Here is a 22,969-nt window from a genome sequence, read left to right on the forward strand (position 1 = left end):
CGGCCGTACGGCCGCCGGCGTGCACACGACCGCACCCACGAGCAGGGCAGGAGCGCGCGATGAGCGAGGTGGCCGGCGAGCTGGCCCGCGTCCGCGGTGCCTTCAGGCAGCCCACGCTGACCCTCCTCCACCAGCGTCAGGCGCCGGTGGTGATCGCCGTCTTCCGCGCCGCCTTCGGCCGGGACAACCGCCCGGTCCCGACCGCACGGCTCCACGCGCAGGTCGAGGACCACCTCGGCCGGTTCCGGGCCGCGGGCGAGCCCGACGTGCCGGTGGGGAGCGGCCGGGAGGTGTGCCTGCGCTGGATGCGGGGACAGTGGCTGGTGCGGACCCTGGACGACGCCGGCCGGGAGGTCTACGCACTCACCTCCCACGCCCAGCAGGCGCTCGAGCTGGTCAAGGCGCTCTCCCGGGACCGCGCCACCTTGAGCGAGCACCGGATCGCGACCCTGCTCGGCGCCGTGCGCCGGTTCAACAGCGAGGCGAACCCCGACCGGACGGCGCGCGTCACCATCCTCAACGCGGAGATCGCCCGGCTGAGCGCGGAACGCGACCGGCTGGTCGACGGCGCGGAGATGGAGCCCCCGTCACCCGACTACATGCGCGAGGGGTTCACCGAGCTCCAGCTGCTGGTCTCGGCCCTGCCCAGCGACTTCGCCCGCGTCGAGGAGCGGTTCGCCCAGATCCGGGCGGAGATCCTGGCGTCGTTCCGCTCCGAGGCGCGACCCGCGGGCGAGGTGATCGACGACTACCTGGCCCGGGCGGACGCGCTGATGACCGCCACCCCCGAGGGCCGGGCCTTCGAGGGCGCCTTCGCGCTGCTGCGCGACGACACCATGGTCGACCAGCTCCGCGACGACCTCACCGCGCTGCTCGAGCACCCGCTCTCGGACCGGCTGCTGGGCGACGGCGAGCGGGCAGAGCTGCGGGGAACGGTGCGGCTGATCCGCGAGGGGCTCGACCGGGTGCTCTCCCAGAGGTCCCGGGTGACCTCCACGCTCAAGGAGTACATCGTCTCCCACGACGCCACCCGGGACCGCGAGCTGGAGCAGACGCTGCGCCAGATCGAGTCCGAGCTGATGACCTGGATGGCGACCGCCGGGCCGCGCGCCGTCGTCACCGTGCCGCTGCTCCCGGCCAGGGTGGAGGTCGAGCACCTCCGCGAGCGGTTCCACGACCCCGCCGACGACGTCGTCCCGGCCAGGCTGGCCGACCTCGCACCGAGCCCGGCCGCCGGCCCGTCCTACGGCGAGCTGCGGGCACTGGGCGGCCCCTCGCTCTCCGCGCTGCGCGCCCGCCTCGACGAGGCGCTCGCCACGCTCGAGCCCGCGGCCTCCCTGGGTGCCCTCTTCGACTCCCTGGAACCCTCGCTGCGCCGTCCGGTCGAGATCCTGGGCCTGCTCCACCTGGCAGCCGATCGTGGCCTGGGGCCCGACGACGGCACGGAGCCCTACCGCGCGGTGCGTCCCGACGGCAGCACGCGGACCTTCCGCGTGCCGAGGGTCCCGCTCCCCGATCCCGACCCCGACTTGCCCGACCCCGACCCGGCCCGCGGGCCGCAGGAGGACGCACGATGACGGCCCTCGACCGACCGGACGAGCACCTGGACGAGCCGGAGCCCGAGGGTGACCCGTCGCACGACAGCGCCTCCGTCTCGCTCTTCGAGGGCGACGAGGGCGAGCTGGACTACGCCGAGCGGCGGGCCCTGGTGGCCCTGCTGAAGCAGCGGTTCCTCAGCGCGCGCACCCACCCCCAGGCCTGGCGGGCCCTGACCGGGAACGAACGGGTGATCCGCTCCCGGCTCAACGACCTCTTCCTGGAGCTGCAGATCGACCCGGTCCGCGAGGTGGCCTGGAAGCGGCAGGCCGTCCCGGAGACGGGCACCCGGTTCCCGACGCTGCTCCACGACGTCGCCTGGTCCCGGGAGGAGACGGTGGTCCTGGTCCACCTGCGCGACCGCTACCGGATCGCGACCGGCGCAGGTGAGGACCGGGTCTTCGTCGACCGCGACGACATCGTCGACTTCGTGGCCGGCTTCCGTCCCCCGCACGCCACCGACGTCTCCGGCGACGAGAAGCGTGCCCGCAACGCGGTCGCCAGCATCAACAAGGCGGGGCTGCTGATCGGGGCGCCGACCGACCACCGCTTCGAGATCAGCGAGGCCATCGAGTCGCTGCTGCCTCTCGAGCGGCTCCGGGAGCTGCTCGAGAGCCTCCAGCAGACCAACGACCCCGCCACCCCGGCACCGGAGCCGCTCTTCGCCGGTGAGCCGGGGTCCACGACCCCGGACGGCGACGACGAGGAGACCCGAGCATGACCCACGACACCGACACCGACGTCGACGAGCTCGACGGGGAGCTCGTCGAGCTGGCCCGGGGCGCGGCCCCGGTGGAGGACGAGGGCGCGGTCAACGACGGGCTCTTCGGCCACGAGAGCGTCGCCACGCCGTCGGACGACACCGAGCAGTGGCGTGCCGAGACGCTCCAGCTGGTCAACTGGGGTGGCTTCTCCGGCCGGGTGGAGGTCGACCTCCGTGGCGACACCACGATGATCTCGGGGGCGTCGGGGGTCGGGAAGAGCACCGTGCTGGACGCCTACACGGCGCTGATGATGCCCTCCGACACCAAGTTCAACGGGGCCTCGAACGACGCCACGGCGGGACGGGCGCGCAGCCTGGGGCAGCGCAACCTGCTCTCCTACCTGCGCGGAGCCGTCGACATCGTCGACGACCCGCGGACCGGCCGCCCCACCGAGCGCCTGCTGCGCGGACGCGGCACCGACACCTGGGGGGCGGTCTCGGCCACCTTCGTCAACGACTCCCAGCGGCGGTTCACGGTGCTGCGCACCTACTACGTGCCCCGGCGCGCCACCCGCTCGAGCGAGGTCTCGATGCAGCTGGTCACCCTCGACTCCGCGCTCGACCTCGCCACCCTGGAGGCGGCCGTCCCGGACCGCTTCCACGCCAACACGATCAAGAAGGTGCACCCGGGCGCCCGGGTGCACCGGACCTACGCGGAGTTCGCCGCGACCCTGCACGCGCGCCTGGGCATCGGGGCCAACGGCGACGGCGCCAAGGCGCTCCGCCTGCTGGCCCGGATCCAGGCCGGGAACCAGGTGCGCAGCGTGGACGAGCTCTACAAGGAGATGGTGCTGGAGCGGCCGGCGACGTTCGCCGCCGCCGACCGCGCCGTCGAGCACTTCGACGACCTCGAGTCGGCCTACCTGGCGATGCAGACCGAGGAGCGCAAGCAGCAGCTGCTGGCGCCGCTGGTCGAGCTGTCGGCCCGCAAGAGCGCCGCGCTGTCGCAGGCCGTCGAGCTGGACGCGTTCGGGGTGACCGCGCAGGGCGACACGCCCGTCCGGTTGTGGATGCTCCGGACCCACGCCCGGCTGCTGGGGGCGGCCGTGCAGGAGAACCGGCGCGAGCGCGGCCGGGTGGCCGACGAGCTCAAGACCAGTGCACGCGAGGTCGTCTCGCTCACCGCGGACCTGGACGCCGCCAAGGAGGAGCACCGGGAGGCCGGTGGCTCGACGCTGGAGCGCCTGGCCGCCGACATCGAGCGCGAGGTGGCGCTCAGGTCGGAGCGCTCGGCGCGCCGCGACGCCCTGCTGGAGCGGACGGGCGCGCTGCTGGAGCTCGACGTCGACGCCGAGGACGGGGGCCCGCTGGGCTCACGCGAGGCCTACCACGCGCTCGTCGACCGTGCCGAGCGCTGGCTGGCCGAGCACCCGGCCCAGCTCGCCGCCCTGGTCGCCGAGCGGGACCAGGTGATGGCGGCCCGCTACCCGCTGCTGGCCCGGCGCAAGGCGCTCGGTGAGGAGCGCGCCTCCCTGGAGGGGCGGGCGGGCCGGGTCCCCGCACACCTGCACGCGATCAGGCACGAGGTGTCCCGGGCGAGCGGGCTCAGCCCCGCTGAACTGCCGTTCGTGGCCGAGCTCGTCGACGTGGCTCCCGAGGAGTCGAGGTGGCGTACCGCCATCGAGACCGTGCTGGGCAGCTCTGCGCGGATGATGCTGGTCCCCCTGGACCGCCTCGAGGAGTTCTCCGCGGCGATCGACTCGCTCTCCCTGCGCGGACGCCTGACCTTCGAGGGCGCGGAGCTCGACCTCGAGGAGGTCGCGGCCCGGGACCGGGACCGCGTGGCCGGGAAGCTCCTCCTCCAGGACTCGCCGTTCCGGGGCTGGGTCTCCCAGCACGTGTCGCACCCCTCCCGCAACGCGCTCTGCGTCGAGGAGGCGGCGGGCCTCTCCGGTGAGGGTCTGCGGGTCACCCTGGCCGGGCAGACGCGCTCCGGCCGTCGCGGCTCGCACGGCCGGGGGGAGCAGCGCAGCATCATCGGCTTCAGCAACGGCGACTCCCTGGTCGAGATCGACCAGGAGCTGGCCGGGCTCGAGGAGTCGCTGGACGAGCTCGACTCGCGGCTCTCCGGGGTGGAGCAGGCCACCCGCCTCCTGGACCTGCGGCGCGCCGCGCACGAGGCGGTCCGCAGCCACGGGTTCGACGACCTCGACGTGCCCTCGTGCGACCAGCGGATCGAGGAGCTCGGGCGGCGACGTACCGCCATCCTCGGCTCCGACGACAGGCTCACCGTCCTGGAGCGGCAGATCGAGGAGCTCGGTGCGGCGCTGGAGGAGGCCCGCCGCCGCCGCTACCAGCTCGAGGAGCGCCGGGCCGGGCTCGACGCCGCCCACGGCGAGATGGTCGAGGCCGAGGACCAGGTCAACGACGAGCTCGAGCGGATGGAGCGTGGGAGCCGGGTCGTGCTGGACGACGAGCAGGCTCGCCGTCTCGACGAGGAGTTCGCCGCCGCCTGCGCGCCGGAGGACGTCGACGACCTCGCCCGCTTCCACGACAACACCGGGCGCCTCCAGGCCCGGCTGCACGCGGCGGTGACCAGCGCCCAGGTCGAGGTCGAGCACGTGGACCGCGAGCTGGCGGGGATCTTCCGGGCCTACCAGCTGCAGTGGGAGGACCCCAACCTGGGCGTCAGCGCCGACTCGTGCGCCGACTACGCCCGGATCCTCGCCGAGATCGAGGCCACCGGCCTGGCCACCCGGCGGGCGGAGTGGCGCCGGCGGCTCACCGAGTGGAGCGGCCAGGACCTGGTGCCGCTGGCCGGGGCGATGTCCTCCTCCGTGGAGGAGATCGAGGACCGGCTGGAGCCGATCAACGCGATCCTGCGGCGGCTGGAGTTCGGCGCCGAGAAGGACCGGTTGCGGATCCGGCTCCGGCGGCTGACCCCGGCGCACGTGCAGCTCTTCGTGCGCGACCTGCGGGAGCTCTCCCGCGGCTCGGCCAAGGAGCTGGACGAGGACGCCATGGAGGCGCGCTTCGGCCGGCTGAGCCGGTTCATGGCCCAGCTGCGGCCCACGGAGGGCGGGCTGGACGGGGCGGACCGGGACCGGCTGCTCGACGTCCGCCGGCACGTGGAGATCAGCGCGGAGCGCTACGACCGGCTGACGGGCGAGCTCAAGTCGACCTACCGCACGCTGGGCGAGAAGAGCGGTGGGGAGAGCCAGGAGCTGGTCGCCTTCATCGTCGGCTCCGCGCTCCGCTTCCGCCTGGGCGACGAGCTCAGGTCCCGTCCTCGCTTCGCCCCGGTGCTGCTCGACGAGGGGTTCGTCAAGGCAGACTCGGAGTTCGCCGGCCGCGCCGTGCAGGCGTGGAAGGGGCTCGGCTTCCAGCTGGTCATCGGGGTGCCGCTGGACAAGGTGACCGGCCTCGAGCCGCACATGGAGACCCTGCTGCTGGTCACCAAGGACACCGAGACCCACCTCTCCTCGATCCACGCGATCACCGAGGGTGAGCCGCTCACGGAAGGCTGAGACGGGCGCCGTGCGCGTGGAGCGCGGCCAGGAGCTGGTCGGCGTACCGGCGCTCGCGCAGGTCCTTGGCGGTGTTGGTGCTGAACCGGTTGATCCGCTCGGTGCTCACCGCGCAGCGCACCTCGCCCATCGGGCCGTGCAGCAGCACGTCCGCCCCGTCCAGGGCGATCAGTCCCTTGCGGCCGGCTGTGAGCTGCTGGCAGGGCGCCGCCCAGAGCGGCCCCGGCGCGTCGTCGGGGGTGAAGGAGAGGACGCCCCGGTCCAGCCGGAGCGTGCCGTAGGTCCGGTCGAGGGTGAGGAACCCCGAGTGACTGTTGACCACGACCGCGTTCCACTCGCCCACGTGCGGCGTGCTGGGCGCCCAGCCGGCCTTCTCCGGTCGCGCCCGGAAGGCCACGAACAGGATGCCCGCGACGAGGAGGAAGATCGCGGTCGATCCCGCGAGGACGAAGAACGGCAGCCAGACCACGGAGGCCACCCTAGGACAGCGGGCGGGCATCGGAGGGCGCGCTCGGCCGCCCGGGCGGCGTGGTCTGGACCGACGCCGGTTCTTCCACGCTTTCCCGGCGGGCCCCCGGCCCGGCGATCTACCGTTTCCGCCGTGACCCTCGAGCTGACAGCCACTCACGGCCGCACCCCGGCCGGGGGACCGCGCCGGCGCGCGCGGCACGAGATGCCGGTCCACGCGGTGCTCAAGGCGTGGGAGGCGATCCCCGCGCCCACCCGGTGGGAGCTGAGCGGCTCGCTGCCCGCTCCGCTGGGTGAGGCCCTCGAGCGCCTGGTGGACCCGCTCGGCCTGCACGGCCACAGCGACGCCGTCCGGCTGGCGCACGAGTTCCGCCGGCTCGACGAGGACGAGGTCGAGCAGCTCAGCGGCGAGATGCCGTTCTCGCTCTTCTGGGCCGTCGCCCGGCTCTCCCAGAACCTGCGCTGACCTGCGCGACCGCTGGACGGCTCAGTCCCGGTCGTGCGCCTCCAGCTCGGCGAGCGCCGCGGTGGTGACCTCCCGGCCGAGCTCGATCATCTCGGCGGCCCGGTGGAAGTCCAGGGTGCGGCAGGAGTTCCTGGGCACGGAGATCATCAGGTCAGGGGGATGGCCCGCCACCTGGTAGCGCGTCACCACCTGCTGGAGCGCATTGATGGAGAGCTCCATCACCCGCAGCACGCCGAGGTCGGGCGGCAGGTCGCCGTACGGCGAGCCGGTGTCGGTCTCGTCGGCGCCGTCGCCGCCCGTCCCGCCGCCGGGGGCGGCGTCCTTCACGCCGTCCGACCTGCGTGAGGAGAACCAGCGGGCGACCCGGCGGCTGGCCTCGTGGTCGAGGACCTGGGCGGCGCTGCGGCGGACCCGGTCCTGCCACTCGCCGACCGGTCGTGGCACCGCGGACTCGTGCACGGGGGAGCGCGAGTCCTCGCCCGAGAGGGTGACGGCGATCCGCAGGTCGGCCGGGAGCCCGGCCAGGGGAGTGACCGGGATGGGGCTCATCATCCCGCCGTCGGCGAGCAGCCGCCCGTTGAGCATCACCGGGGTGATGAAGCTGGGCAGCGCGATCGAGGCGCGGATCGCCACCTCGACCAGCCCCTGCTGGAACCACACCTCGCGCTGGGCCAGCAGGTCGGTGGCGACCGCGGTGAACGGAATCGGGAGGTCCTCGATGCGGGCGCCGGCCAGCAGGTCCCCGACCCGCGACATGATGCGCTCGCCCCTGATCATCCCCGGGGCCCGCAGCGAGGGGTCCAGGAGGCGGAGCACGTCGCGCTGGGTGAGGGCGCTGACCCACTCGGTGTAGTCGTCGAGCCGCCCCGCGGCGTGCAGCCCGCCGACCAGGGCGCCCATCGAGGTGCCGGCGACGCCCACCACCTCGTAGCCCCGCTCCAGGAGCACCTGGATGACCCCGATGTGCGCATACCCGCGGGCACCGCCTCCACCGAGCGCGAGCACGACGCGACCGGGTCCTGGCATGTCCCGAGGGTAGTCCGCCCGCGAGAGCACCCGGGGCCTCCGCGTTCCCCGCGGCGGGCGTAGTTTTGGCACAGCGCCGCATCCCCTCGGCGACGGAGAGGCCAGGTCAGCACGATGAGCACGGAACCGCGATGGGCAGCCGCCTACGGACCGGGAGTGCCGCTCCACCTGGAGTACGGCGACACCACCGTGCTCGAGCTGCTGGAGGGCTCGGTGGACCGGTTCGGCGACCGGGACGCGTTCGACTTCCTCGGCCGCGCCACCACCTACGCGCAGGTCGGTGACCAGGTGGCCCGGGTGGCGGAGGGACTGCGCCGGCTGGGGGTGGGGGCCGGCGACTCCGTGGCCCTGGTGATGCCCAACTGCCCGCAGAACGTCGTCGCGTTCTTCGCCGTGCTGCGCCTCGGGGCCACGGTGGTCGAGCACAACCCGCTCTACACCGCCGGCGAGCTGCGTCCTGCCTTCGTCGACCACGGCGCCAAGGTGGCGCTGGTCTGGGACAAGGTGGCCCCGGTGGTCTCCGAGCTGCGGGGGAGCTGTGCGCTCGAGCAGATCGTCGCCGTCGACCTGACCACCGAGCTGCCGCCCCTCAAGCGTCTCGCGCTGCGACTGCCGATCCCCAAGGCTCGCGCCTCGCGCGACCAGCTCACCGGCCCCGCACCCGGGACGCTCCCGTGGTCGACGCTGAGCGGCGCGGAGCCGCTGGACCCGTCCCACCCGCGCCCCGGCGTCGACGACGTCGCGCTCCTGCTCTACACCTCCGGCACGACCGGCTCGCCGAAGGGCGTGGAGCTGCGCCACCGCAACCTGGTGGCCAACGTCACCCAGGGCCAGGCCTGGGTGCCGGGACTGGTCCCGGGACAGGAGACCTTCCTGGTGCCGCTGCCGCTGTTCCACGCCTACGGCGTCACGGTCAGCATGCTGCTGGGGGTGAGCCTCGCGGCGCGGCTGGTGCTCCTGCCCAAGCCGGAGAACGACCTGGTGATGGAGGCGATCCGGCGCCGGGTGCCCGACTTCCTGCCCGCGGTGCCGCCGCTCTACGCCCGCATCCTCGACGAGGCTCAGCGCCGAGGCATCTCGTTGCAGGGCATCCGCTACAGCCTCTCCGGCGCGATGCCGCTGACGGCGGAGCTGATCGAGCGGTGGGAGGCGGCGACCGGCGGGCTGCTGGTCGAGGGCTACGGCCTGACCGAGACCTCCCCGGTGATCGTGGGCAACCCGATGACGAAGGCACGACGACCCGGCTCGATCGGTGTCCCCTTCCCCGACACCGAGGTCCGGGTCGCCGACCGCGACGACCTCGACCGCGACGTGCCGCTGGGGGAGAGCGGCGAGCTGCTGGTGCGCGGGCCCCAGGTGTTCTCGGGCTACCGCGGGCTGCCCGAGGAGACGGCGGAGGCGTTCCACGACGGGTGGTTCCGCACCGGGGACGTGGTGACGATGGCGCCCGACGGCTTCCTCACCGTGGTCGACCGGGTCAAGGAGATCATCATCACCGGCGGTTTCAACGTCTACCCCTCCGAGGTGGAGGCGGTGATCCGTACCCACGCGGGGGTGGTCGACGTTGCAGTGGTGGGGATGGTCCGGTCCGACGGCGGCGAGGAGGTGGTGGCCGCAGTGGTCCAGGTCGAAGGGGTCACGGTGCTGCCCGAGGCGGTCCGGGAGCACGCACGTGCCGGCCTCACCGCCTACAAGGTGCCGCGCCGCGTCGTCTTCGTCGACGAGCTGCCGACGAACCAGATGGGCAAGGTGGTCCGGCGCGAGGTGGCGCGCCTCGTCTCCACCGAGGAGGCCGGCCGCGGCAGTGCATGACTCCTGCCGAGTGGGTACGGGCACGCTCTGACCCACCTCGGAAGGAACCCCACACATGAGCAAGCACGACCCCGTCGTCCCCGGCGTCCCGGCCCCGGAGCCTCCCTCGCTGGGGGAGCCCACCACCCCGCGGGAGCCGCTGCCGCCCAAGCCGGACCAGCGCGAGCCCCGGGTCGGCACGGCGACCGGCCGTGCCGTGGGCGAGAAGGGCGACCGGAGCCAGGCGGGAGCCTGGCTGACGACGTCGACCGGGACCCGGGTCCGCGACACCGACCACTCGCTGAAGGCGGGTGAGCGGGGCCCGACGCTCCTGCAGGACCACCACATGCGGGAGAAGATCACCCACTTCGACCACGAGCGCATCCCCGAGCGGGTGGTGCACGCCCGCGGCGCCGCGGCGCACGGTGTCTTCGAGGGCTACGGCACCGCCGAGAGCATCTCGATGGCGGGCCTCTTCGCCAAGGGACGCCGGACGCCCGTCTTCACCCGGTTCTCCACCGTCCTCGGCTCCCGCGGCTCCTCCGACACCGTCCGTGACACTCGGGGCTTCGCGACGAAGTTCTACACCGAGGAGGGTGTCTGGGACCTGGTCGCCAACAACATGCCGGTCTTCTTCATCCAGGACGGCATCAAGTTCCCCGACATCATCCACGCGGCCAAGCCGCACCCGGACCGCGAGATCCCGCAGGCCCAGAGCGCGCACGACACCTTCTGGGACTTCGTCTCGCTGCACACCGAGGCCCAGCACCACGCCATGTGGAACATGTCGGACCGGGGCATCCCGCGCTCCTACCGGATGATGGAGGGCTTCGGGGTCCACACCTTCCGCCTGATCAACGCCGAGGGAGAGACCTCGCTGGTCAAGTTCCACTGGAAGCCGAAGCTCGGCGTGCACTCCCTGACCTGGGAGGAGGCACAGATGATCAACGGGATCGACCCCGACTTCCACCGGCGCGACCTGTACGACGCCATCGAGGCCGGCGCCTTCCCGGAGTGGGAGCTGGGCGTGCAGGTCTTCCCGGACGCGCCGGACCAGATGTTCGGCGACATCGACCTGCTCGACCCCACCAAGATCGTGCCCGAGGAGCTCGCCCCCGTGCAGCCCATCGGCCGTCTCGTCCTCGACGCCAACCCGACCAACTTCTTCGCCGAGGTCGAGCAGGTGGCCTACCACGTGGGCCACGTGGTGCCGGGGATCGACTTCACCGACGACCCGCTGCTCCAGACGCGGCTCTTCTCCTACATCGACACCCAGCTGTCGCGACTGGGCGGGCCCAACTTCAACCAGATCCCGATCAACCGGACCCACGCGCCGGTCAACGACATGTTGCGTGACGGGTTCCACCAGCACGCCGTGCATGCGGGCGTGGCGCCGTACAAGCCCAACTCGCTCGACGGCGGCTGCCCGTTCCACGCGGGTGCCGACCTCAGCGACGAGGAGAAGCGCGCCTTCGTGGACGCCGCGGTGACGGTCGCGGCCTCGGTCAAGACCCGGGACAACCCGGCGACGTTCGACGACCACTTCAGCCAGGTCCGGCTCTTCTGGCAGTCGATGAGCGCGGTCGAGAAGGAGCACATCGTCCGGGCCTACGCGTTCGAGCTGGGCAAGTGCTACGAGCAGACGATCAAGGAGCGTCAGCTCCAGTGCCTGGCCAACATCGACCCGGTGCTGTGCCAGGAGGTCGCCACGGCGCTCGGTCTGCCCGCGCCCGCGCCGACCGAGGAGGTCGAGCCGGCCGAGCCGAGCCCGGCGCTCTCCCAGGTCGGAGGGGAGTGGCCTCCGGACGGCCGGATCATCGGCGTCCTCGTCGGGGACGAGGACGACCTCGACGACGTGGCGGCGGTGAGGACCGCGATCCACGAGGCCGGCATGGTGGCCTTCCTGATCGGCCCGCACGGGGGGATGATCGGCGGGATGCCGATGCAGCGCTCGCTGGCCACCGGCCGCTCCGTGGAGCTCGACGCGCTCCTGGTCGCCAGCAAGCCGGCCCCCGCGCCCGACGCCATGACGGTGCGCGACGAGAAGGCGGGTGCGCCCGCCTCCAGCGCCGACCCGCGCGCGGTGATGATGGTCCAGGAGTGCTTCCGCCACTCCAAGGCGATCGGCGCCTGGGGGCGCGGCGTGGAGCTGCTGGACGAGGCCGGCGTCTCGGGGGCCGTCGGCGTGGTCAGCGCCGGCAGCGGGCCCGAGGCTCTCACCGAGCTCAGCGCCCTGATGGCCAAGCACCGGGTCTGGCAGCGGTTCGCCACCCAGATCGCCTGAGAGGCGCGTGCGGCGGTCCCGGCCCTCTGGCCGGGACCGCTCGCACGACGGGTCCTACCGGACCACGCGTGCGACGACGTCGAACCGCTGGTCGTCGTCGACCGGCTGACCCCCGCACGACCAGACGCCGGAGGAGCCGCACCGGCGGAAGCGGGTGGAGGCGTTGGCGAGCACCAGGACCACCCGGCGCACCTTGCCCCGGTGCAGGCTCACCGTCCGGCCGCCGTTCCCCGCGCGGTCGAGCCGGATGTCGAGCCGTCGCGTCGTGCCGTCCTTCCGGAGGACGAGCAGTCTGGCCACCGGCGTCGCGGGCCGCGCCTTCCGCGCCTCCACCTGGACACGGAGACGCCTGCGGGGCGGCAGGTCGGCCGCGGCGCGGAGCTGCACCGTGTGCGCCGCGAGGTGCGGGACCTTGGCGGTGAGCCGGCGGGGGCGCTGCCCCGGACGCATCCGGAGCGTCGCGGCGAGCGGGGCCTTGCGGTAGGCACGCCCCTCCTCGTAGTGGCGTCGCGGCTGCAGGTTGGACTCCACGAACCGGGCGTAGAACCTGCCCCACCGCACGCCGCGGGAGGAGAGGTAGCGGCGGATGCCCTGCACGGCGTACTCGTTCGGAGCGCCGACCGTGGCGTCGAGTCGCTCCCAGACCTCGCGCACGGAGTCGACGCCCATCGACTGGGCCAGTCGCTGGACGAAGATCCAGTTGCCGTAGCTCGCCAGGTCGGAGGAGAAGGAGTCCAGCGGTGTCCTGGGACGGCCGAGCTGACCGGACCGGAGGAACTGGCGGTTGTCGTTGACGTCGTCGGCGAGCTGCTCCTCGATCCAGGTGGCCGACGCCTCCATCCACCACTGGTCCTCGCGCACGTCGATGTTGAACTGGATGGCGTGGAAGAACTCGTGGGCGGCCGTCACCGCGAGGCTGTTGTCCGGGTTGGCGGAGAAGCCGGCCATGTCGTTGTCCAGCACGCAGTAGGACTGGGCGCGCCCCGGCTGGCCCGTCACCCTCTCCTCGGGCACGCAGTAGCCGTAGAGCCCCTGGGCGGAGATGTTGGCCAGGTAGACGTCGAAGCGCGCGTCGCCCCCGGCGGTGCCGTCGGGGGCGGGGGCGCGGAAGCCCATCTCGTCGACCTGACGGGTCCAGGCGGCCTCGAAGGTGGCGAGAGTCAGGGCCGCCCACGCCTCGGTGGCGCGGTCCGACGTGGTGGTGACGTAGGTGACGCAGACCCGGGCCGCGCACTGCTGGGTGGTCGACGCCCCCGGGTCGTAGGAGGCGTAGGAGTCCTTGTGCGGCGTGGTCGGCCGGGCGAGCAGTGCGTCGGCGGCCCGGCGCTCCTCCCGGTCGAGGCCCGGGCGTGCCAGGTAGAGGTCGCGCAGCACCATCGTGGCGTCGTTGTCGCCCCCGGCAGCGGGGTCCGAGGCAGCGCCGTGGGGGCCCTGGTCGGGGGCCTGGAGGGGAGCCTGGTCACTCAGCAGGGCCTCCGCGGCGAGCAGCTCGGGGGAGGTGGCTGGGACCTCCGGCCCGGGGGTGGGGTCGGCGCGGACCGGGGAGGTCGCGGACCCCGTCAGGAGCAGTGCCAGGGCAGCCGTGAGTGCGGCGGCGGTTCGTCGCAAGGAGTCCCCTCGAGGGTGGGAGTGCTGCCCACAGGCTACGGGGGGTGCCCCCACCGCCCGGGCCGGCCCTGGAGAGAGGCCCTAGAGATCGGCGATGTGCTCGATGATGGCGGTCGTGGAGATGGCGGGGGTCCGGGGAAGGTAGACCACTTCGCAGACGTCGCTCAGCTCGTCGAACCTGCCCGCCCAGTCGTCGCCCATCACCAGGACGTCGGCACGGTGGTCCAGGACGTAGTCGCGCTTCTGCTCCAGGCTCTCCTCGACGAAGACCTCGTCGACCACCCGGAGCGCGGAGACGATCGCCAGCCGCTCGCCCTGGCTGAAGACTGGGACGCGGCCCTTCTTGCGCTCGTTGAGGGCGTCCGCGGAGACCCCGACCACCAGCCGGTCGCCCAGCGCGGCTGCTCGCTCCAGCACCCGGAGGTGGCCGACGTGGAAGACGTCGAATGTGCCGAAGGTGATGACGGTACGTGGCATGGGCGGCATTCTGGCACGCACAGGGGAGGATGGTGGTGATGAACGAGACAGTGGAGAACCCCGCCCCCTCGCAGCCCCCCCAGCCCCTGACGATCCTCACCCCCGCGCCCGAGGCCGACGAGCAGCGCCGGCGTGGCCTGCGCCGGATGCGGACCGTGGCGGTCGCCCTGCTGGTGGCGGCCGCGGTGGTCTACGTCGCGACGCTCGGCCAGGACGGGTTCTGGGGCTTCGTGAACGCCGGCGCGGAGGCGTCGATGGTGGGGGCGATCGCCGACTGGTTCGCGGTGACCGCGCTCTTCAAGCACCCCCTGGGCATCCCGGTGCCGCACACCGCGCTGATCCCCCGGCGCAAGGACGAGCTCGGCCGGAGCCTGGAGGAGTTCGTGGGCGAGAACTTCCTCCAGGAGGAGATCATCCGGGACCGGGTCGCCTACGCGTCGGTCTCACTGCGGGTGGGCCAGTGGCTGGGGAGTCCCGCCCACGCCCGCCGGGTGGTCGACGAGGTGGCCGAGGTCGCTGCGATCGGGCTCGCCAAGGTGACCGACGCGCACGTGGCGGACCTGGTCACCGAGGCGCTGGTGCCGCGGTTCCACGAGGAGCCCGTCGCGCCCCTGGCCGGCACCCTGCTCTCCGAGGTGGTGCGCGACGGCACCCACCACGGGCTCGTCGACCTCGGGATCGAGGAGCTGCACCGCTGGCTGGTGCGCAACCCGGAGACCTTCACCGAGGTGCTCGCGGAGCGGGCGCCCTGGTGGACGCCGCCGCGTCTCAACGAGGCGGTCACCCACCGCGTCCACGTGGAGGCGGTCCGCTGGCTGGAGGACATTCGGGACGACCCGGAGCACCACGCCCGTGGTGCTCTCGACTCGATGCTCTCCCAGCTGGCGCAGGACCTGCTCACCGACCCGGCGACCCAGGAGCGCGCCGAGCGCCTCAAGGGCCGGCTGCTGGACCACCCGCAGGTCAGCGCCACCGCCGTCTCGCTGTGGAAGTCGCTGCGCCGCGCCTTCCTGGGCTCGCTCAGCGACCCGCAGGGCGCGGTGCGCGAGCGCGCCCTGGCCGAGCTGACGGCCTTCTCCACCCGGTTGCAGGACGACGCGCAGCTGCGCGAGCGGCTGGACCGGGGGGCCGCCGACCTGGTGGTCTTCGGCGTCGAGCGGTACGGCGCCGAGATCACCGCGGTGATCACCCACACCATCGAGCGGTGGGACGGCAAGGAGGCGGCGCGGCGGATCGAGCTCCACGTGGGCCGGGACCTGCAGTTCATCCGCATCAACGGCACCCTGGTGGGCGGGCTCGTGGGCGTGCTGATCCACACGGTGAGCGTGCTGCTCGGCCACTGAGCCTCTCCGGCCTGAGGGGTCGCGCGGCGGTGCGGGTCGCGAGCAGGGTCTGGGAGGATGGGGCCATGAGCGACCAGCCGATCGACGTGCCGATCCGTGACGAGTCGATCAGGTTGGGCCAGTTCCTCAAGCTCGCCAACCTGGTCGACCACGGCTCCGAGGCCAAGCCCCTGCTGGCGGGGGGTCACGTCCGGGTCAACGGCGAGGTCGAGGTGCGCCGAGGCCGTCAGCTGGTGGTGGGCGACGTGGTCGCGCTGGTCCAGGGGGACGGTCCAGGAGACGGTTCAGGGCAGGCCGTCCGGGTCGCCACGGGCGACGTGACGGACGACCTGCCCTGGTGAGACGCGGCGCTGCGGCGCCTCGGCTCAGCGGACCTCGAGCAGGTCCACCACGAAGATCAGCGTCTCGCCGGGAGCGATCGCTCCCGGGGCGCCGCGGTCGCCGTAGGCCAGGTGGGGCGGGATGACCAGGCGGCGTCGTCCGCCGACCTTCATCCCCTGGACGCCCTGGTCCCAGCCGGAGATGACCTGGCCGATGCCGAGCCGGAACTGCAGCGGGGTGCCTCGGTTGTAGGACGCGTCGAACTCCTCCCCGGTGGAGTGGGCGACGCCGACGTAGTGCACCGAGACGGTGTTGCCGGCGGCGGCCTCGGGACCGTCGCCCTCCACCAGGTCGGTGACCTCCAGGTCGGTGGGCGCCTCGCCCATGTGCGGGTCGACCTCGGGCTTCTCCATGGATCTGCCTTGCCTCTCCTGTCGGCTCGGAGCCGACGGTGACGGCCGAGCGGGACGCTCAGCTCTGTTGGACGTAGCTGTCGAGCTGGTCTCTCTCGAACTCCAGCTCCTGGATCCGATTCTTCACCACGTCCCCGATGCTGATGATGCCGACCAGCCTCCCGTCGTCGAGGACCGGCACGTGGCGGATGCGCTGCTCGGTCATCACGGCCATCAGGTCGTCGATGGAGTGGGTGCCCTCGCAGGTGTGCACGTCGGTGGTCATCAGCGACTCCACGCGGGTCTCGAGGGCGTCCACGTCCTGGTGGAGGCGCCGGACCACGTCGCGCTCGCTGACGATCCCGTCCAGTGACCGGCCGTCACGGCTCACCACGAGCGCTCCGACGTTGTGCTCGGCCAGCAGCGCAAGCAGCTCACGGACGGTCGCGTCCGGGGAGACGGTGATGACCTCCTGGATCGCCTTGTCCCTGAGTACGTCGTTGATGCGCATCGTGACCTCCGAGCCTGGGAGCGGGTGGACTGCTGGCGACAGGGTAGTGGTCCGCCGGGGTGGCTGAACAGGGCGGCGCCGCCGGCCTGGACGGGCTCGGAGGGGAGGTCAGGGCTGGGGACGGCGGCGCAGCTCGTGCACCGAGCCCGGTCCCGGACGTCGTGCGTCCGGGTCGGACTCGTCGTCGGGGGAGGCGCCCAGGAAGGCGAGGGCCGCCTCGTGCAGGTGCCCGTTGGAGGCCAGCGCGTTGCCGCCGAAGGGGCCGTCCTCGCCCGCCAGCGAGGTGAACCTGCCGCCCGCCTCGCGGACGATGATGTCGAGGGCAGCCATGTCGTAAAGCTCCAGCTCCGGCTCCGCGGCGAGGTCGACCGCGCCCTCCGCGAGCAGCATGTAGGACCAGAAGTCGCCGTAGGCGCGGGTGCGCCAGCAGCGCCGGGAGAGCGAGAGGAAGTCGTCGAGCCGGTCCCTGTCCTCCCAGCCCGACAGCGAGCTGTAGGAGAGCGAGGCGTCCTCGAGCCGGCGTACGTCGGAGACCTCGCACCGGGCGGCCTTGAGCAGCGAGCGGCCGGTCCAGGCGCCGTTGCCCTTCGACGCCCACCAGCGGCGGGAGAGCTGGGGGGCCGAGACCACGCCCAGCACCACCTCCTCGTCCACCACCAGCGCGATCAGGGTGGCCCAGACCGGAACCCCGCGGACGAAGTTCTTGGTGCCGTCGATGGGGTCGACCACCCAGCGCCGCTGGCTGTGGCCGGTGGAGCCCTGCTCCTCGCCCAGCACCGCGTCGCGCGAGCGCACCCGGGAGAGCGTGCGGCGGATCCCCTCCTCGACCCCCCGGTCGGCGTCGGTGACCGGGGTGAGGTCCGGCTTGCTCATCACGTGCAGGTCCAGCGCCTTGAAGCGCGCGACGGTCAGGGAGTCCGCGTCGTCCGCCAGCAGGTGGGCCAGCCGGAGGTCGTCGGTGTAGTCGGGGGAGCCGTGGCCGTGGATGGGCATGGGGACAGGCTATTCCCCCCTGGGCCCGGCACCGCACGGCTCAGTCCTCGAGACTGCGCTCCCGGGCTGCGAGCAGCCGGCGGAAGGAGTCGACCCGCTCCGGGTCGGCCTCGCCGTTCCTCATCGCCTCGTCCAGCCCGCACTCGGGCTCGCCCGCCCCGTGGCTGCACCCGCGGGGGCAGCTCTCGGTCATCTCGTCCAGGTCGGGGAACGCCTCGATCAGGCGGGCGGGGTCGACGTGGGCCAGGCCGAAGGAGCGGATGCCGGGGGTGTCGATGATCCAGCCGTCCCCGTCGGGGAGCGGGAGCAGGTAGGCCGACGTGGAGGTGTGCCGGCCCCGCCCGGTGACCGCGTTGACGTGCCCGACCTGCCGGTGCGCCTCGGGGACCAGTGCGTTGACCAGCGTCGACTTGCCGACGCCGCTGTGGCCGACCAGCACGCTGGTCCGGCCACGGAGCCGGTCGCGCACCACCGACAGGTCGTCGCCCCGCTTGGTGACCACCCACGGCACCCCCAGCGAGCGGTAGGTGGAGAGCAGCACCTCCGGGTCCGCCAGGTCGGCCTTGGTCAGGCAGAGCAGGGGGGCCATCCCGGCGTCGAACGCCGCGACCAGGGCGCGGTCGATCAGCCGGGGCCGCGGCTCGGGATCGGCCAGTGCGGCCACCACCACCAGCTGGTCGGCGTTGCTGACGATCACCCTCTCGACGGGGTCGTCGTCGTCGGCGGTGCGGCGCAGGGTGGTGGTGCGCGGGGTCACCTCCACGATGCGGGCCAGCGAGCCGTCCCGTCCGGAGACGTCCCCCACGACGCGGACCCGGTCGCCGACCACCACGCCCTTGCGACCCAGCGGCCGTGACTTCATGGCCATGACCACACGCCCGTCGACCAACAGGGTGAAGCGTCCGCGGTCGACGGTGATCACCACCGCCTCGACCGCGTCGTCATAGGTGGGCCGCTCCTTGGTCCGTGGACGGGTCCGCCGCCGCGGGCGCTCGTAGTGCTCGTGGTCGTTCTCGTCGTAGCGCCTGTTGGTCACACCCCGGCCCTCCGCGTCGCCGTCACCGACCGCTCACCACAATCGTGCCCAGAAGGCCGCGAAGTCCGGGAACGTCTTGCTGGTGGTGGCCACGTCCTCGACCAGGACCCCGTCGACCGCCGCCCCGAGGATCACCCCCGCGTGAGCCATCCGGTGGTCGGCATAGGTGCGGAAGACGCCTCCGTGCAGCGGGGCGGGGACCAGGGAGAGGCCGTCCTCGCGCTCGGTGACCTGGGCGCCCAGCCCGGTCAACTCGGTGGCCAGGGCCGCGAGGCGGTCGGTCTCGTGGGCCCGGATGTGGGCGACGCCGCGCAGGTGCGACGGCGAGTCGGCCAGCGCGCAGAGTGCCGCGACCGCGGGGGTGAGCTCCCCGACGTCGTGGAGGTCGAGGTCGACCCCCGACAGGGTTCCGGTGCCGACCACCTCGAGTCCCTCGTCGGTCCAGCCGACCCGGCACCCCATGCGGGTGAGGATGTCGCGCAGGGCGTCTCCGGCCTGGGTCGTCGAGCGGGGCCAGTCGCGGACCACGACCCGGCCGCCCGAGACCGCCGCGAGCGCCAGGAACGGCGCGGCGTTGGAGAGGTCGGGCTCGATGGTGTGGTCGACCGCGTGCACCGGGCCCGGTGCCACCGTCCAGCGGTCGGCCGCGCTGTCGTCGACCTCGACCCCGTGGCGGCGCAGCATGTCGAGCGTCATCTCGATGTGGGGCAGGGAAGGCACGGGCCTGCCCTCGTGCACCACGTCGACACCCTCGTCGTAGCGGGCGCCGGCCAGCAGCAGCGCCGAGATGAACTGGGAGGAGCCGGAGGCGTCCAGCTGCACCCGGCCGCCGCGCACCCGCCCGGTGCCGCGCACGGAGAAGGGCAAGGAGCCGCGGCCGCCGTCGTCGAGCTCGACGCCGAGGCCGCGGAGGGCGCCGAGCACCTCGCCGACCGGCCGCGACCTCATGTGCGGGTCCCCGTCGAAGGTGGTCTGCCCGAGGGCCAGCCCCGCGACCGGGGGCACGAACCGCATCACCGTGCCGGCCAGGCCGCAGTCGACGTGGCCGCCGCCCCGCAGCACCCCGGGGACGACCGCCCAGTCTGCCCCGGAGGTGTCGACACCGGTGCCGAGGGCGCGCAGCGCGTCGGCCATCAGGAGGGTGTCGCGCGAGGCCAGGGCCCGGTGCAGCACGCTGGGGCCGTCGGCGAGGGCGGCGAGCACCAGCGCCCGGTTGGTGAGCGACTTGCTGCCCGGCAGCGACACGGTGACGTCGACCGGCTGCCGGGCGCGCGGAGCCGGCCAGGGATCCGGCTCGTGGACGGGTGCGGAGGTCACGGGGTCACCCTAGTGGCGGTGCCTCGTCGGGGGACGCCTCTAGGGTGGTGGTCATGTGCGGTCGCTACGCCTCGAGCCGACGTCCCGAGGATCTGGTGGAGGAGTTCGAGGTGGCCTCCCCCCAGGTCCCCGCCCCGCTGGCGCCCGACTACAACGTGGCGCCCACCAAGGAGGTGTACGCCGTCCTGGAGCGCCCGCCCCGACGTGCCGGCCCCGGTGAGGAGGAGGCGCCCGCCGAGCGCCAGCTCCGGGTGCTGACCTGGGGCCTGGTGCCCTCCTGGGCGAAGGACCCGTCGATCGGCAACCGGATGATCAACGCCCGGGTGGAGACGGTGACCGAGAAGCCCGCCTTCCGGAAGGCGTTCGCGGCCCGTCGCTGCCTGCTCCCCGCCGACGGCTACTACGAGTGGTATCCGACCTCGCGGCTGACGAAGGCGGGGAAGCCCGCCAAGCAGCCCTTCTTCATCCGGCCCCGGGACCACGGGGTGCTGGCCATGGCGGGCCTCTACGAGATCTGGAGAGACCCGGAGCGTGCCGACGACGACCCCGCGCGCTTCCGCTGGACCTGCACGGTGCTCACCACCGAGGCCGAGGACGACCTGGGCCACATCCACGACCGGATGCCGCTCACGGTGGAGCGCGACCGGTGGGCTGACTGGCTCGACCCGACGGTGGGCGGCGCCGACCTGCGGGGGCTGCTCAGCCCCGCCGCGCCGGGCCGGCTCGAGGCATACCCGGTCTCGACGCTGGTCAGCAACGTCCGCAACAACGGGCCGGACCTGGTGGAGCCGCTGCCCCTGGAGGAGATCGGTCCCGACGTCGTCGACGAGATCGCCTCGAGGCGGACGCCATGAGCGCCGTGGAGCGGCTCGTGGACACCCCGGTGGGCGAGGCGCGGCTGGTCACCCACCGCTCGCGGCGGCCCGTGGCGACCCTGCTGCTCAGCCACGGGGCGGGCGGCGGGATCGACGCGCCGGACCTCCAGGCGCTGGCCGGTGCGCTGCCCCCGGCCGGGGTGACGGTGGTGCTCCTGGAGCAGCCCTGGCGGCGCGCCGGCCGCAGGATCGCGGGCCCGCCACCCACCCTGGACGCGGCGCTCGAGGCCGCCTCTGACCGGCTGCGGGTGCGCACCCCGCTGGTGGTCGGCGGCCGCTCGGCGGGCGCCCGCTCGGCCGCCCGGACCGCCCGCCGGCTGGGCGCCTCGGGCGTCCTGGCCCTCTCCTTCCCGCTCCACCCTCCCGGCCGGCCCGAGCGGTCCCGCCTCGACGAGCTGCTGGGGGCCGGCCTGCCCACCCTCGTCGTGCAGGGGGAGCGGGACCCCTTCGGCAGGCCCGAGGAGTTCCCCGACAGCCTCGACCTGTGCGTCGTCCCCGGCGGTGACCACTCCTTCAAGGTGCCGGCCCGTGGCGCCGTCTCGGGGGAGGAGGCCCTCGGCATCGTCGTGGAGGCGACCCTGGGCTGGATCGTCCGGGAGGTGGCCGGGAATGGAGCCGGGTGAGCCGCTGTTGACGACGACGTGCTCGCAACAGTCCCGGAGTCCGAGGTCCCGCTAGTGTGGGACCCGATGAACGACTCCCTCACCGAAGAGACCGACGCGCAGCGCTCCGCGCGCTTCGAGCGCGACGCGCTGCAGCACCTCGACCAGCTCTACTCGGCCGCGATGCGGATGACCCGCAACCCCGCCGACGCCGAGGACCTGGTGCAGGAGACGTTCGCCAAGGCGTTCGCCTCCTTCCACCAGTTCAAGCCGGGGACCAACCTCAAGGCGTGGCTCTACCGGATCCTCACCAACACCTTCATCAACACGTACCGCAAGAAGCAGCGCCAGCCGCAGCAGTCGATGGCCGAGGACGTGGAGGACTGGCAGCTCGCGCGCGCCGAGTCCCACACCTCCAGCGGCCTCAAGTCGGCGGAGACCGAGGCGCTGGAGCGCCTCCCCGACTCCCAGGTGAAGGTCGCCCTGCAGCGGCTGCCCGAGGAGTTCCGGATGGCGGTCTACCTGGCCGACGTGGAGGGGTTCCCCTACAAGGAGATCGCCGAGATCATGGGGACGCCGATCGGGACGGTGATGTCCCGTCTGCACCGGGGTCGCCGTCAGCTCCGTGACATGCTCGCCGACTACGTCGTGGAGAACGACCTGATGGGAGCGGGCAAGAGCGGGAAGGGGAAGGACTCATGAACCACGAGCACGGCCAGGACTGCGCCGACTATCTCGAGCGGATCGTCTACTTCCTCGACAACGAGCTCGACGACGCCGACTGCGCCGAGGTGCAGAAGCACCTGGACGAGTGCGGTCCCTGTCTGGGCCGCTACGACCTGCAGCGCACGGTCAAGACGGTGGTGGCGCGCTCCTGCCGCGAGCAGGCCCCCTCGGCGCTGCGCGAGCGGGTGCTGAGCCAGATCCGCGAGGTGCAGATCCGCCTCTCCGAGGAGTGAGCCGGCGGGCTCGCCCGCAGAGCCGTCACGAAGCAGCGAACCCCCGGCCGAGAAGGCTGGGGGTTCGCTGTCTTCCACGCCGAGCGTGGAGTGAGCCTGGTGCGCTCAGGCGTTGGGGCGCTTGCCGTGGTTCGCGCCCTTCTTCTTGCGAGCGCGGCGCTTGCGTCCGGTCTTGCCCATGGTGTCCTCCTGCGGTCGGGGTCGACCCTGCGAACAGCGAAGGGCCGAGGGTCATTCTCGCAAACCTCACCCCACCGGCGAAATCCGGGCCATGAAGCGGTCCGCCTCCACCACCGCACGGGTGACCTCACCGGAGCCCACCACCTTCGTCGGGCGCCCCTCGACCACGTGGCGGGCCGAGACGGCGAAGCGGTGCAACCGCCCGTCGACGTAGGTGCGGGACGCGACCACCTCCACCTCCTGGCCCACCGGGCTCGGCGCGAGGTGCTCGAGCTGCACCCGGGTGCCGACGCTGGTTGACCCCTCGGCGAGGCCTGCCTCGAGGGCGGCGCAGGTGGCCGCCTCGAACCACGCCAGCAGCCGCGGCGTCCCGAGGACCGCCAGGCTGCCGCTGCCGACCGCCTCCGCGGTGTCGTCGGCGGTGACGGTGAAGCGCAGGGCCGCCGAGGGCGCTCCGCCGGCCGGCGCCGGGTCGTCGTGATGGGTCATCGGTG

At 73.0% G+C, this 22,969-nt stretch carries 23 protein-coding genes; 12 read left to right on the forward strand and 11 right to left on the reverse strand.

Features of this window, described 5'->3' with window-relative positions; translation table 11 throughout:
• Positions 1–59: 59 nt before the first annotated feature.
• The 3 genes from AC3X7R_RS07860 to AC3X7R_RS07870 are packed head-to-tail and all read left to right on the forward strand — an operon-like array spanning position 60 to position 5,826.
• Entirely contained in the window at positions 60–1,577 is a 1,518-nt protein-coding gene (locus tag AC3X7R_RS07860; protein ID WP_489965027.1) for a DUF3375 domain-containing protein, read from the forward strand.
• Positions 1,574–2,317, forward strand: a complete 744-nt coding sequence (locus AC3X7R_RS07865; protein WP_489965028.1) for a DUF4194 domain-containing protein — start codon at positions 1,574–1,576, stop codon at positions 2,315–2,317. Before AC3X7R_RS07860 ends, AC3X7R_RS07865 begins: the two co-directional genes overlap by 4 nt.
• Positions 2,314–5,826, forward strand: a complete 3,513-nt coding sequence (locus AC3X7R_RS07870) for an ATP-binding protein (protein WP_489965029.1) — start codon at positions 2,314–2,316, stop codon at positions 5,824–5,826. Before AC3X7R_RS07865 ends, AC3X7R_RS07870 begins: the two co-directional genes overlap by 4 nt.
• Here the strand turns inward: AC3X7R_RS07870 and AC3X7R_RS07875 are convergent.
• Positions 5,813–6,295, reverse strand: coding sequence for a hypothetical protein (locus tag AC3X7R_RS07875; RefSeq protein ID WP_489965030.1), 483 nt, complete (start codon positions 6,293–6,295; stop codon positions 5,813–5,815). The two genes, AC3X7R_RS07870 and AC3X7R_RS07875, sit on opposite strands and share 14 nt — an antisense overlap.
• A 132-nt stretch (positions 6,296–6,427) precedes the next feature.
• Here AC3X7R_RS07875 and AC3X7R_RS07880 point away from each other — a divergent pair, with 132 nt between their 5' ends.
• Positions 6,428–6,760: a hypothetical protein gene (locus AC3X7R_RS07880; RefSeq protein ID WP_489965031.1), complete on the forward strand. Its 333-nt coding sequence runs from the start codon at positions 6,428–6,430 to the stop codon at positions 6,758–6,760.
• A 21-nt stretch (positions 6,761–6,781) separates the two neighbouring features.
• On the opposite strand, the gene AC3X7R_RS07885 is transcribed toward AC3X7R_RS07880, so the two are convergent.
• Positions 6,782–7,786: a patatin-like phospholipase family protein gene (locus tag AC3X7R_RS07885; RefSeq protein ID WP_489965032.1), complete on the reverse strand. Its 1,005-nt coding sequence runs from the start codon at positions 7,784–7,786 to the stop codon at positions 6,782–6,784.
• Positions 7,787–7,900: 114 nt separating this feature from the next.
• Between AC3X7R_RS07885 and AC3X7R_RS07890 the strand changes: the two genes are divergently transcribed.
• A complete protein-coding gene (locus AC3X7R_RS07890; protein ID WP_489965033.1) occupies positions 7,901–9,598 on the forward strand; it encodes a long-chain-fatty-acid--CoA ligase in 1,698 nt (565 codons plus the stop codon).
• A gap of 55 nt (positions 9,599–9,653) precedes the next feature.
• A complete protein-coding gene (locus tag AC3X7R_RS07895) occupies positions 9,654–11,861 on the forward strand; it encodes a catalase (protein ID WP_489965034.1) in 2,208 nt (735 codons plus the stop codon).
• 54 nt (positions 11,862–11,915) lie between these two features.
• On the opposite strand, the gene AC3X7R_RS07900 is transcribed toward AC3X7R_RS07895, so the two are convergent.
• Together AC3X7R_RS07900 and AC3X7R_RS07905 are read right to left on the reverse strand one after the other, a co-directional pair.
• Complete coding sequence (locus tag AC3X7R_RS07900; protein WP_489965035.1) at positions 11,916–13,469, reverse strand: MXAN_6640 family putative metalloprotease; 1,554 nt, start codon at positions 13,467–13,469, stop codon at positions 11,916–11,918.
• 81 nt (positions 13,470–13,550) lie between these two features.
• Positions 13,551–13,946, reverse strand: coding sequence for an FAD synthase family protein (locus tag AC3X7R_RS07905; protein WP_489965036.1), 396 nt, complete (start codon positions 13,944–13,946; stop codon positions 13,551–13,553).
• A gap of 38 nt (positions 13,947–13,984) precedes the next feature.
• On the opposite strand from AC3X7R_RS07905, the gene AC3X7R_RS07910 reads away from it, so the two are divergent.
• Together AC3X7R_RS07910 and AC3X7R_RS07915 are read left to right on the forward strand one after the other, a co-directional pair.
• Positions 13,985–15,289, forward strand: coding sequence for a DUF445 domain-containing protein (locus tag AC3X7R_RS07910; protein ID WP_489965037.1), 1,305 nt, complete (start codon positions 13,985–13,987; stop codon positions 15,287–15,289).
• A gap of 65 nt (positions 15,290–15,354) precedes the next feature.
• On the forward strand, positions 15,355–15,630 hold the full coding sequence (locus AC3X7R_RS07915) for an RNA-binding S4 domain-containing protein (RefSeq protein WP_489965038.1): 276 nt from the start codon (positions 15,355–15,357) through the stop codon (positions 15,628–15,630).
• Between the two features lie 24 nt (positions 15,631–15,654).
• Here the strand turns inward: AC3X7R_RS07915 and AC3X7R_RS07920 are convergent, their stop codons facing one another.
• From AC3X7R_RS07920 to aroA, 5 genes are all read right to left on the reverse strand, one after another.
• Positions 15,655–16,023, reverse strand: a complete 369-nt coding sequence (locus AC3X7R_RS07920) for an FKBP-type peptidyl-prolyl cis-trans isomerase (protein WP_489965039.1) — start codon at positions 16,021–16,023, stop codon at positions 15,655–15,657.
• Between the two features lie 58 nt (positions 16,024–16,081).
• Positions 16,082–16,513 carry a CBS domain-containing protein gene (locus tag AC3X7R_RS07925; protein WP_489965040.1) on the reverse strand — a complete coding sequence of 144 codons (432 nt, stop codon included), beginning with the start codon at positions 16,511–16,513 and terminating at the stop codon, positions 16,082–16,084.
• Positions 16,514–16,621: 108 nt separating this feature from the next.
• Positions 16,622–17,506: a histidinol-phosphatase gene (gene hisN, locus AC3X7R_RS07930; protein WP_489965041.1), complete on the reverse strand. Its 885-nt coding sequence runs from the start codon at positions 17,504–17,506 to the stop codon at positions 16,622–16,624.
• Positions 17,507–17,546: 40 nt separating this feature from the next.
• Complete coding sequence (rsgA, locus tag AC3X7R_RS07935) at positions 17,547–18,542, reverse strand: ribosome small subunit-dependent GTPase A (RefSeq protein WP_489965042.1); 996 nt, start codon at positions 18,540–18,542, stop codon at positions 17,547–17,549.
• A gap of 33 nt (positions 18,543–18,575) precedes the next feature.
• Positions 18,576–19,859 (reverse strand): 3-phosphoshikimate 1-carboxyvinyltransferase, encoded by a 1,284-nt coding sequence (gene aroA, locus AC3X7R_RS07940; RefSeq protein ID WP_489965043.1) that lies wholly within the window; start codon positions 19,857–19,859, stop codon positions 18,576–18,578.
• Positions 19,860–19,912: 53 nt separating this feature from the next.
• Here aroA and AC3X7R_RS07945 point away from each other — a divergent pair, with 53 nt between their 5' ends.
• From AC3X7R_RS07945 to rsrA, 4 genes are all read left to right on the forward strand, one after another.
• Positions 19,913–20,713, forward strand: a complete 801-nt coding sequence (locus tag AC3X7R_RS07945; RefSeq protein ID WP_489965044.1) for an SOS response-associated peptidase — start codon at positions 19,913–19,915, stop codon at positions 20,711–20,713.
• On the forward strand, positions 20,710–21,357 hold the full coding sequence (locus tag AC3X7R_RS07950) for an alpha/beta hydrolase family protein (protein ID WP_489965045.1): 648 nt from the start codon (positions 20,710–20,712) through the stop codon (positions 21,355–21,357). The genes AC3X7R_RS07945 and AC3X7R_RS07950 overlap by 4 nt, the downstream gene beginning before the upstream one ends.
• Before the next feature lie 66 nt (positions 21,358–21,423).
• Positions 21,424–22,038, forward strand: coding sequence for a sigma-70 family RNA polymerase sigma factor (locus tag AC3X7R_RS07955; RefSeq protein ID WP_489965046.1), 615 nt, complete (start codon positions 21,424–21,426; stop codon positions 22,036–22,038).
• Positions 22,035–22,295, forward strand: coding sequence for a mycothiol system anti-sigma-R factor (rsrA, locus tag AC3X7R_RS07960; protein WP_489965047.1), 261 nt, complete (start codon positions 22,035–22,037; stop codon positions 22,293–22,295). Before AC3X7R_RS07955 ends, rsrA begins: the two co-directional genes overlap by 4 nt.
• 105 nt (positions 22,296–22,400) lie before the next feature.
• On the opposite strand, the gene AC3X7R_RS07965 is transcribed toward rsrA, so the two are convergent.
• Positions 22,401–22,475 (reverse strand): 50S ribosomal protein bL37, encoded by a 75-nt coding sequence (locus tag AC3X7R_RS07965; protein WP_369759046.1) that lies wholly within the window; start codon positions 22,473–22,475, stop codon positions 22,401–22,403.
• Between the two features lie 66 nt (positions 22,476–22,541).
• Positions 22,542–22,964, reverse strand: a complete 423-nt coding sequence (locus AC3X7R_RS07970) for a thioesterase family protein (protein ID WP_489965048.1) — start codon at positions 22,962–22,964, stop codon at positions 22,542–22,544.
• Positions 22,965–22,969 lie beyond the last annotated feature (5 nt).

The sequence above is a fragment of the Nocardioides sp. Z22_16 genome, assembly GCF_058134365.1.

What these genes read in the sequence shown, in the direction of transcription:
- AC3X7R_RS07860 (WP_489965027.1), top strand. Translation starts at nt 60, where the DNA reads ATGAGCGAGGTGGCCGGCGAGCTGGCCCGCGTCCGCGGTGCCTTCAGG.
- AC3X7R_RS07865 (WP_489965028.1), top strand. Translation starts at nt 1,574, where the DNA reads ATGACGGCCCTCGACCGACCGGACGAGCACCTGGACGAGCCGGAGCCC.
- AC3X7R_RS07870 (WP_489965029.1), top strand. Translation starts at nt 2,314, where the DNA reads ATGACCCACGACACCGACACCGACGTCGACGAGCTCGACGGGGAGCTC.
- AC3X7R_RS07885 (WP_489965032.1), bottom strand. Translation starts at nt 7,786, where the DNA reads ATGCCAGGACCCGGTCGCGTCGTGCTCGCGCTCGGTGGAGGCGGTGCC.
- AC3X7R_RS07890 (WP_489965033.1), top strand. Translation starts at nt 7,901, where the DNA reads ATGAGCACGGAACCGCGATGGGCAGCCGCCTACGGACCGGGAGTGCCG.
- AC3X7R_RS07895 (WP_489965034.1), top strand. Translation starts at nt 9,654, where the DNA reads ATGAGCAAGCACGACCCCGTCGTCCCCGGCGTCCCGGCCCCGGAGCCT.
- AC3X7R_RS07905 (WP_489965036.1), bottom strand. Translation starts at nt 13,946, where the DNA reads ATGCCACGTACCGTCATCACCTTCGGCACATTCGACGTCTTCCACGTC.
- AC3X7R_RS07910 (WP_489965037.1), top strand. Translation starts at nt 13,985, where the DNA reads ATGAACGAGACAGTGGAGAACCCCGCCCCCTCGCAGCCCCCCCAGCCC.
- AC3X7R_RS07915 (WP_489965038.1), top strand. Translation starts at nt 15,355, where the DNA reads ATGAGCGACCAGCCGATCGACGTGCCGATCCGTGACGAGTCGATCAGG.
- AC3X7R_RS07920 (WP_489965039.1), bottom strand. Translation starts at nt 16,023, where the DNA reads ATGGAGAAGCCCGAGGTCGACCCGCACATGGGCGAGGCGCCCACCGAC.
- AC3X7R_RS07925 (WP_489965040.1), bottom strand. Translation starts at nt 16,513, where the DNA reads ATGCGCATCAACGACGTACTCAGGGACAAGGCGATCCAGGAGGTCATC.
- hisN (WP_489965041.1), bottom strand. Translation starts at nt 17,506, where the DNA reads ATGCCCATCCACGGCCACGGCTCCCCCGACTACACCGACGACCTCCGG.
- AC3X7R_RS07945 (WP_489965044.1), top strand. Translation starts at nt 19,913, where the DNA reads ATGTGCGGTCGCTACGCCTCGAGCCGACGTCCCGAGGATCTGGTGGAG.
- AC3X7R_RS07950 (WP_489965045.1), top strand. Translation starts at nt 20,710, where the DNA reads ATGAGCGCCGTGGAGCGGCTCGTGGACACCCCGGTGGGCGAGGCGCGG.
- AC3X7R_RS07955 (WP_489965046.1), top strand. Translation starts at nt 21,424, where the DNA reads ATGAACGACTCCCTCACCGAAGAGACCGACGCGCAGCGCTCCGCGCGC.
- rsrA (WP_489965047.1), top strand. Translation starts at nt 22,035, where the DNA reads ATGAACCACGAGCACGGCCAGGACTGCGCCGACTATCTCGAGCGGATC.
- AC3X7R_RS07970 (WP_489965048.1), bottom strand. Translation starts at nt 22,964, where the DNA reads ATGACCCATCACGACGACCCGGCGCCGGCCGGCGGAGCGCCCTCGGCG.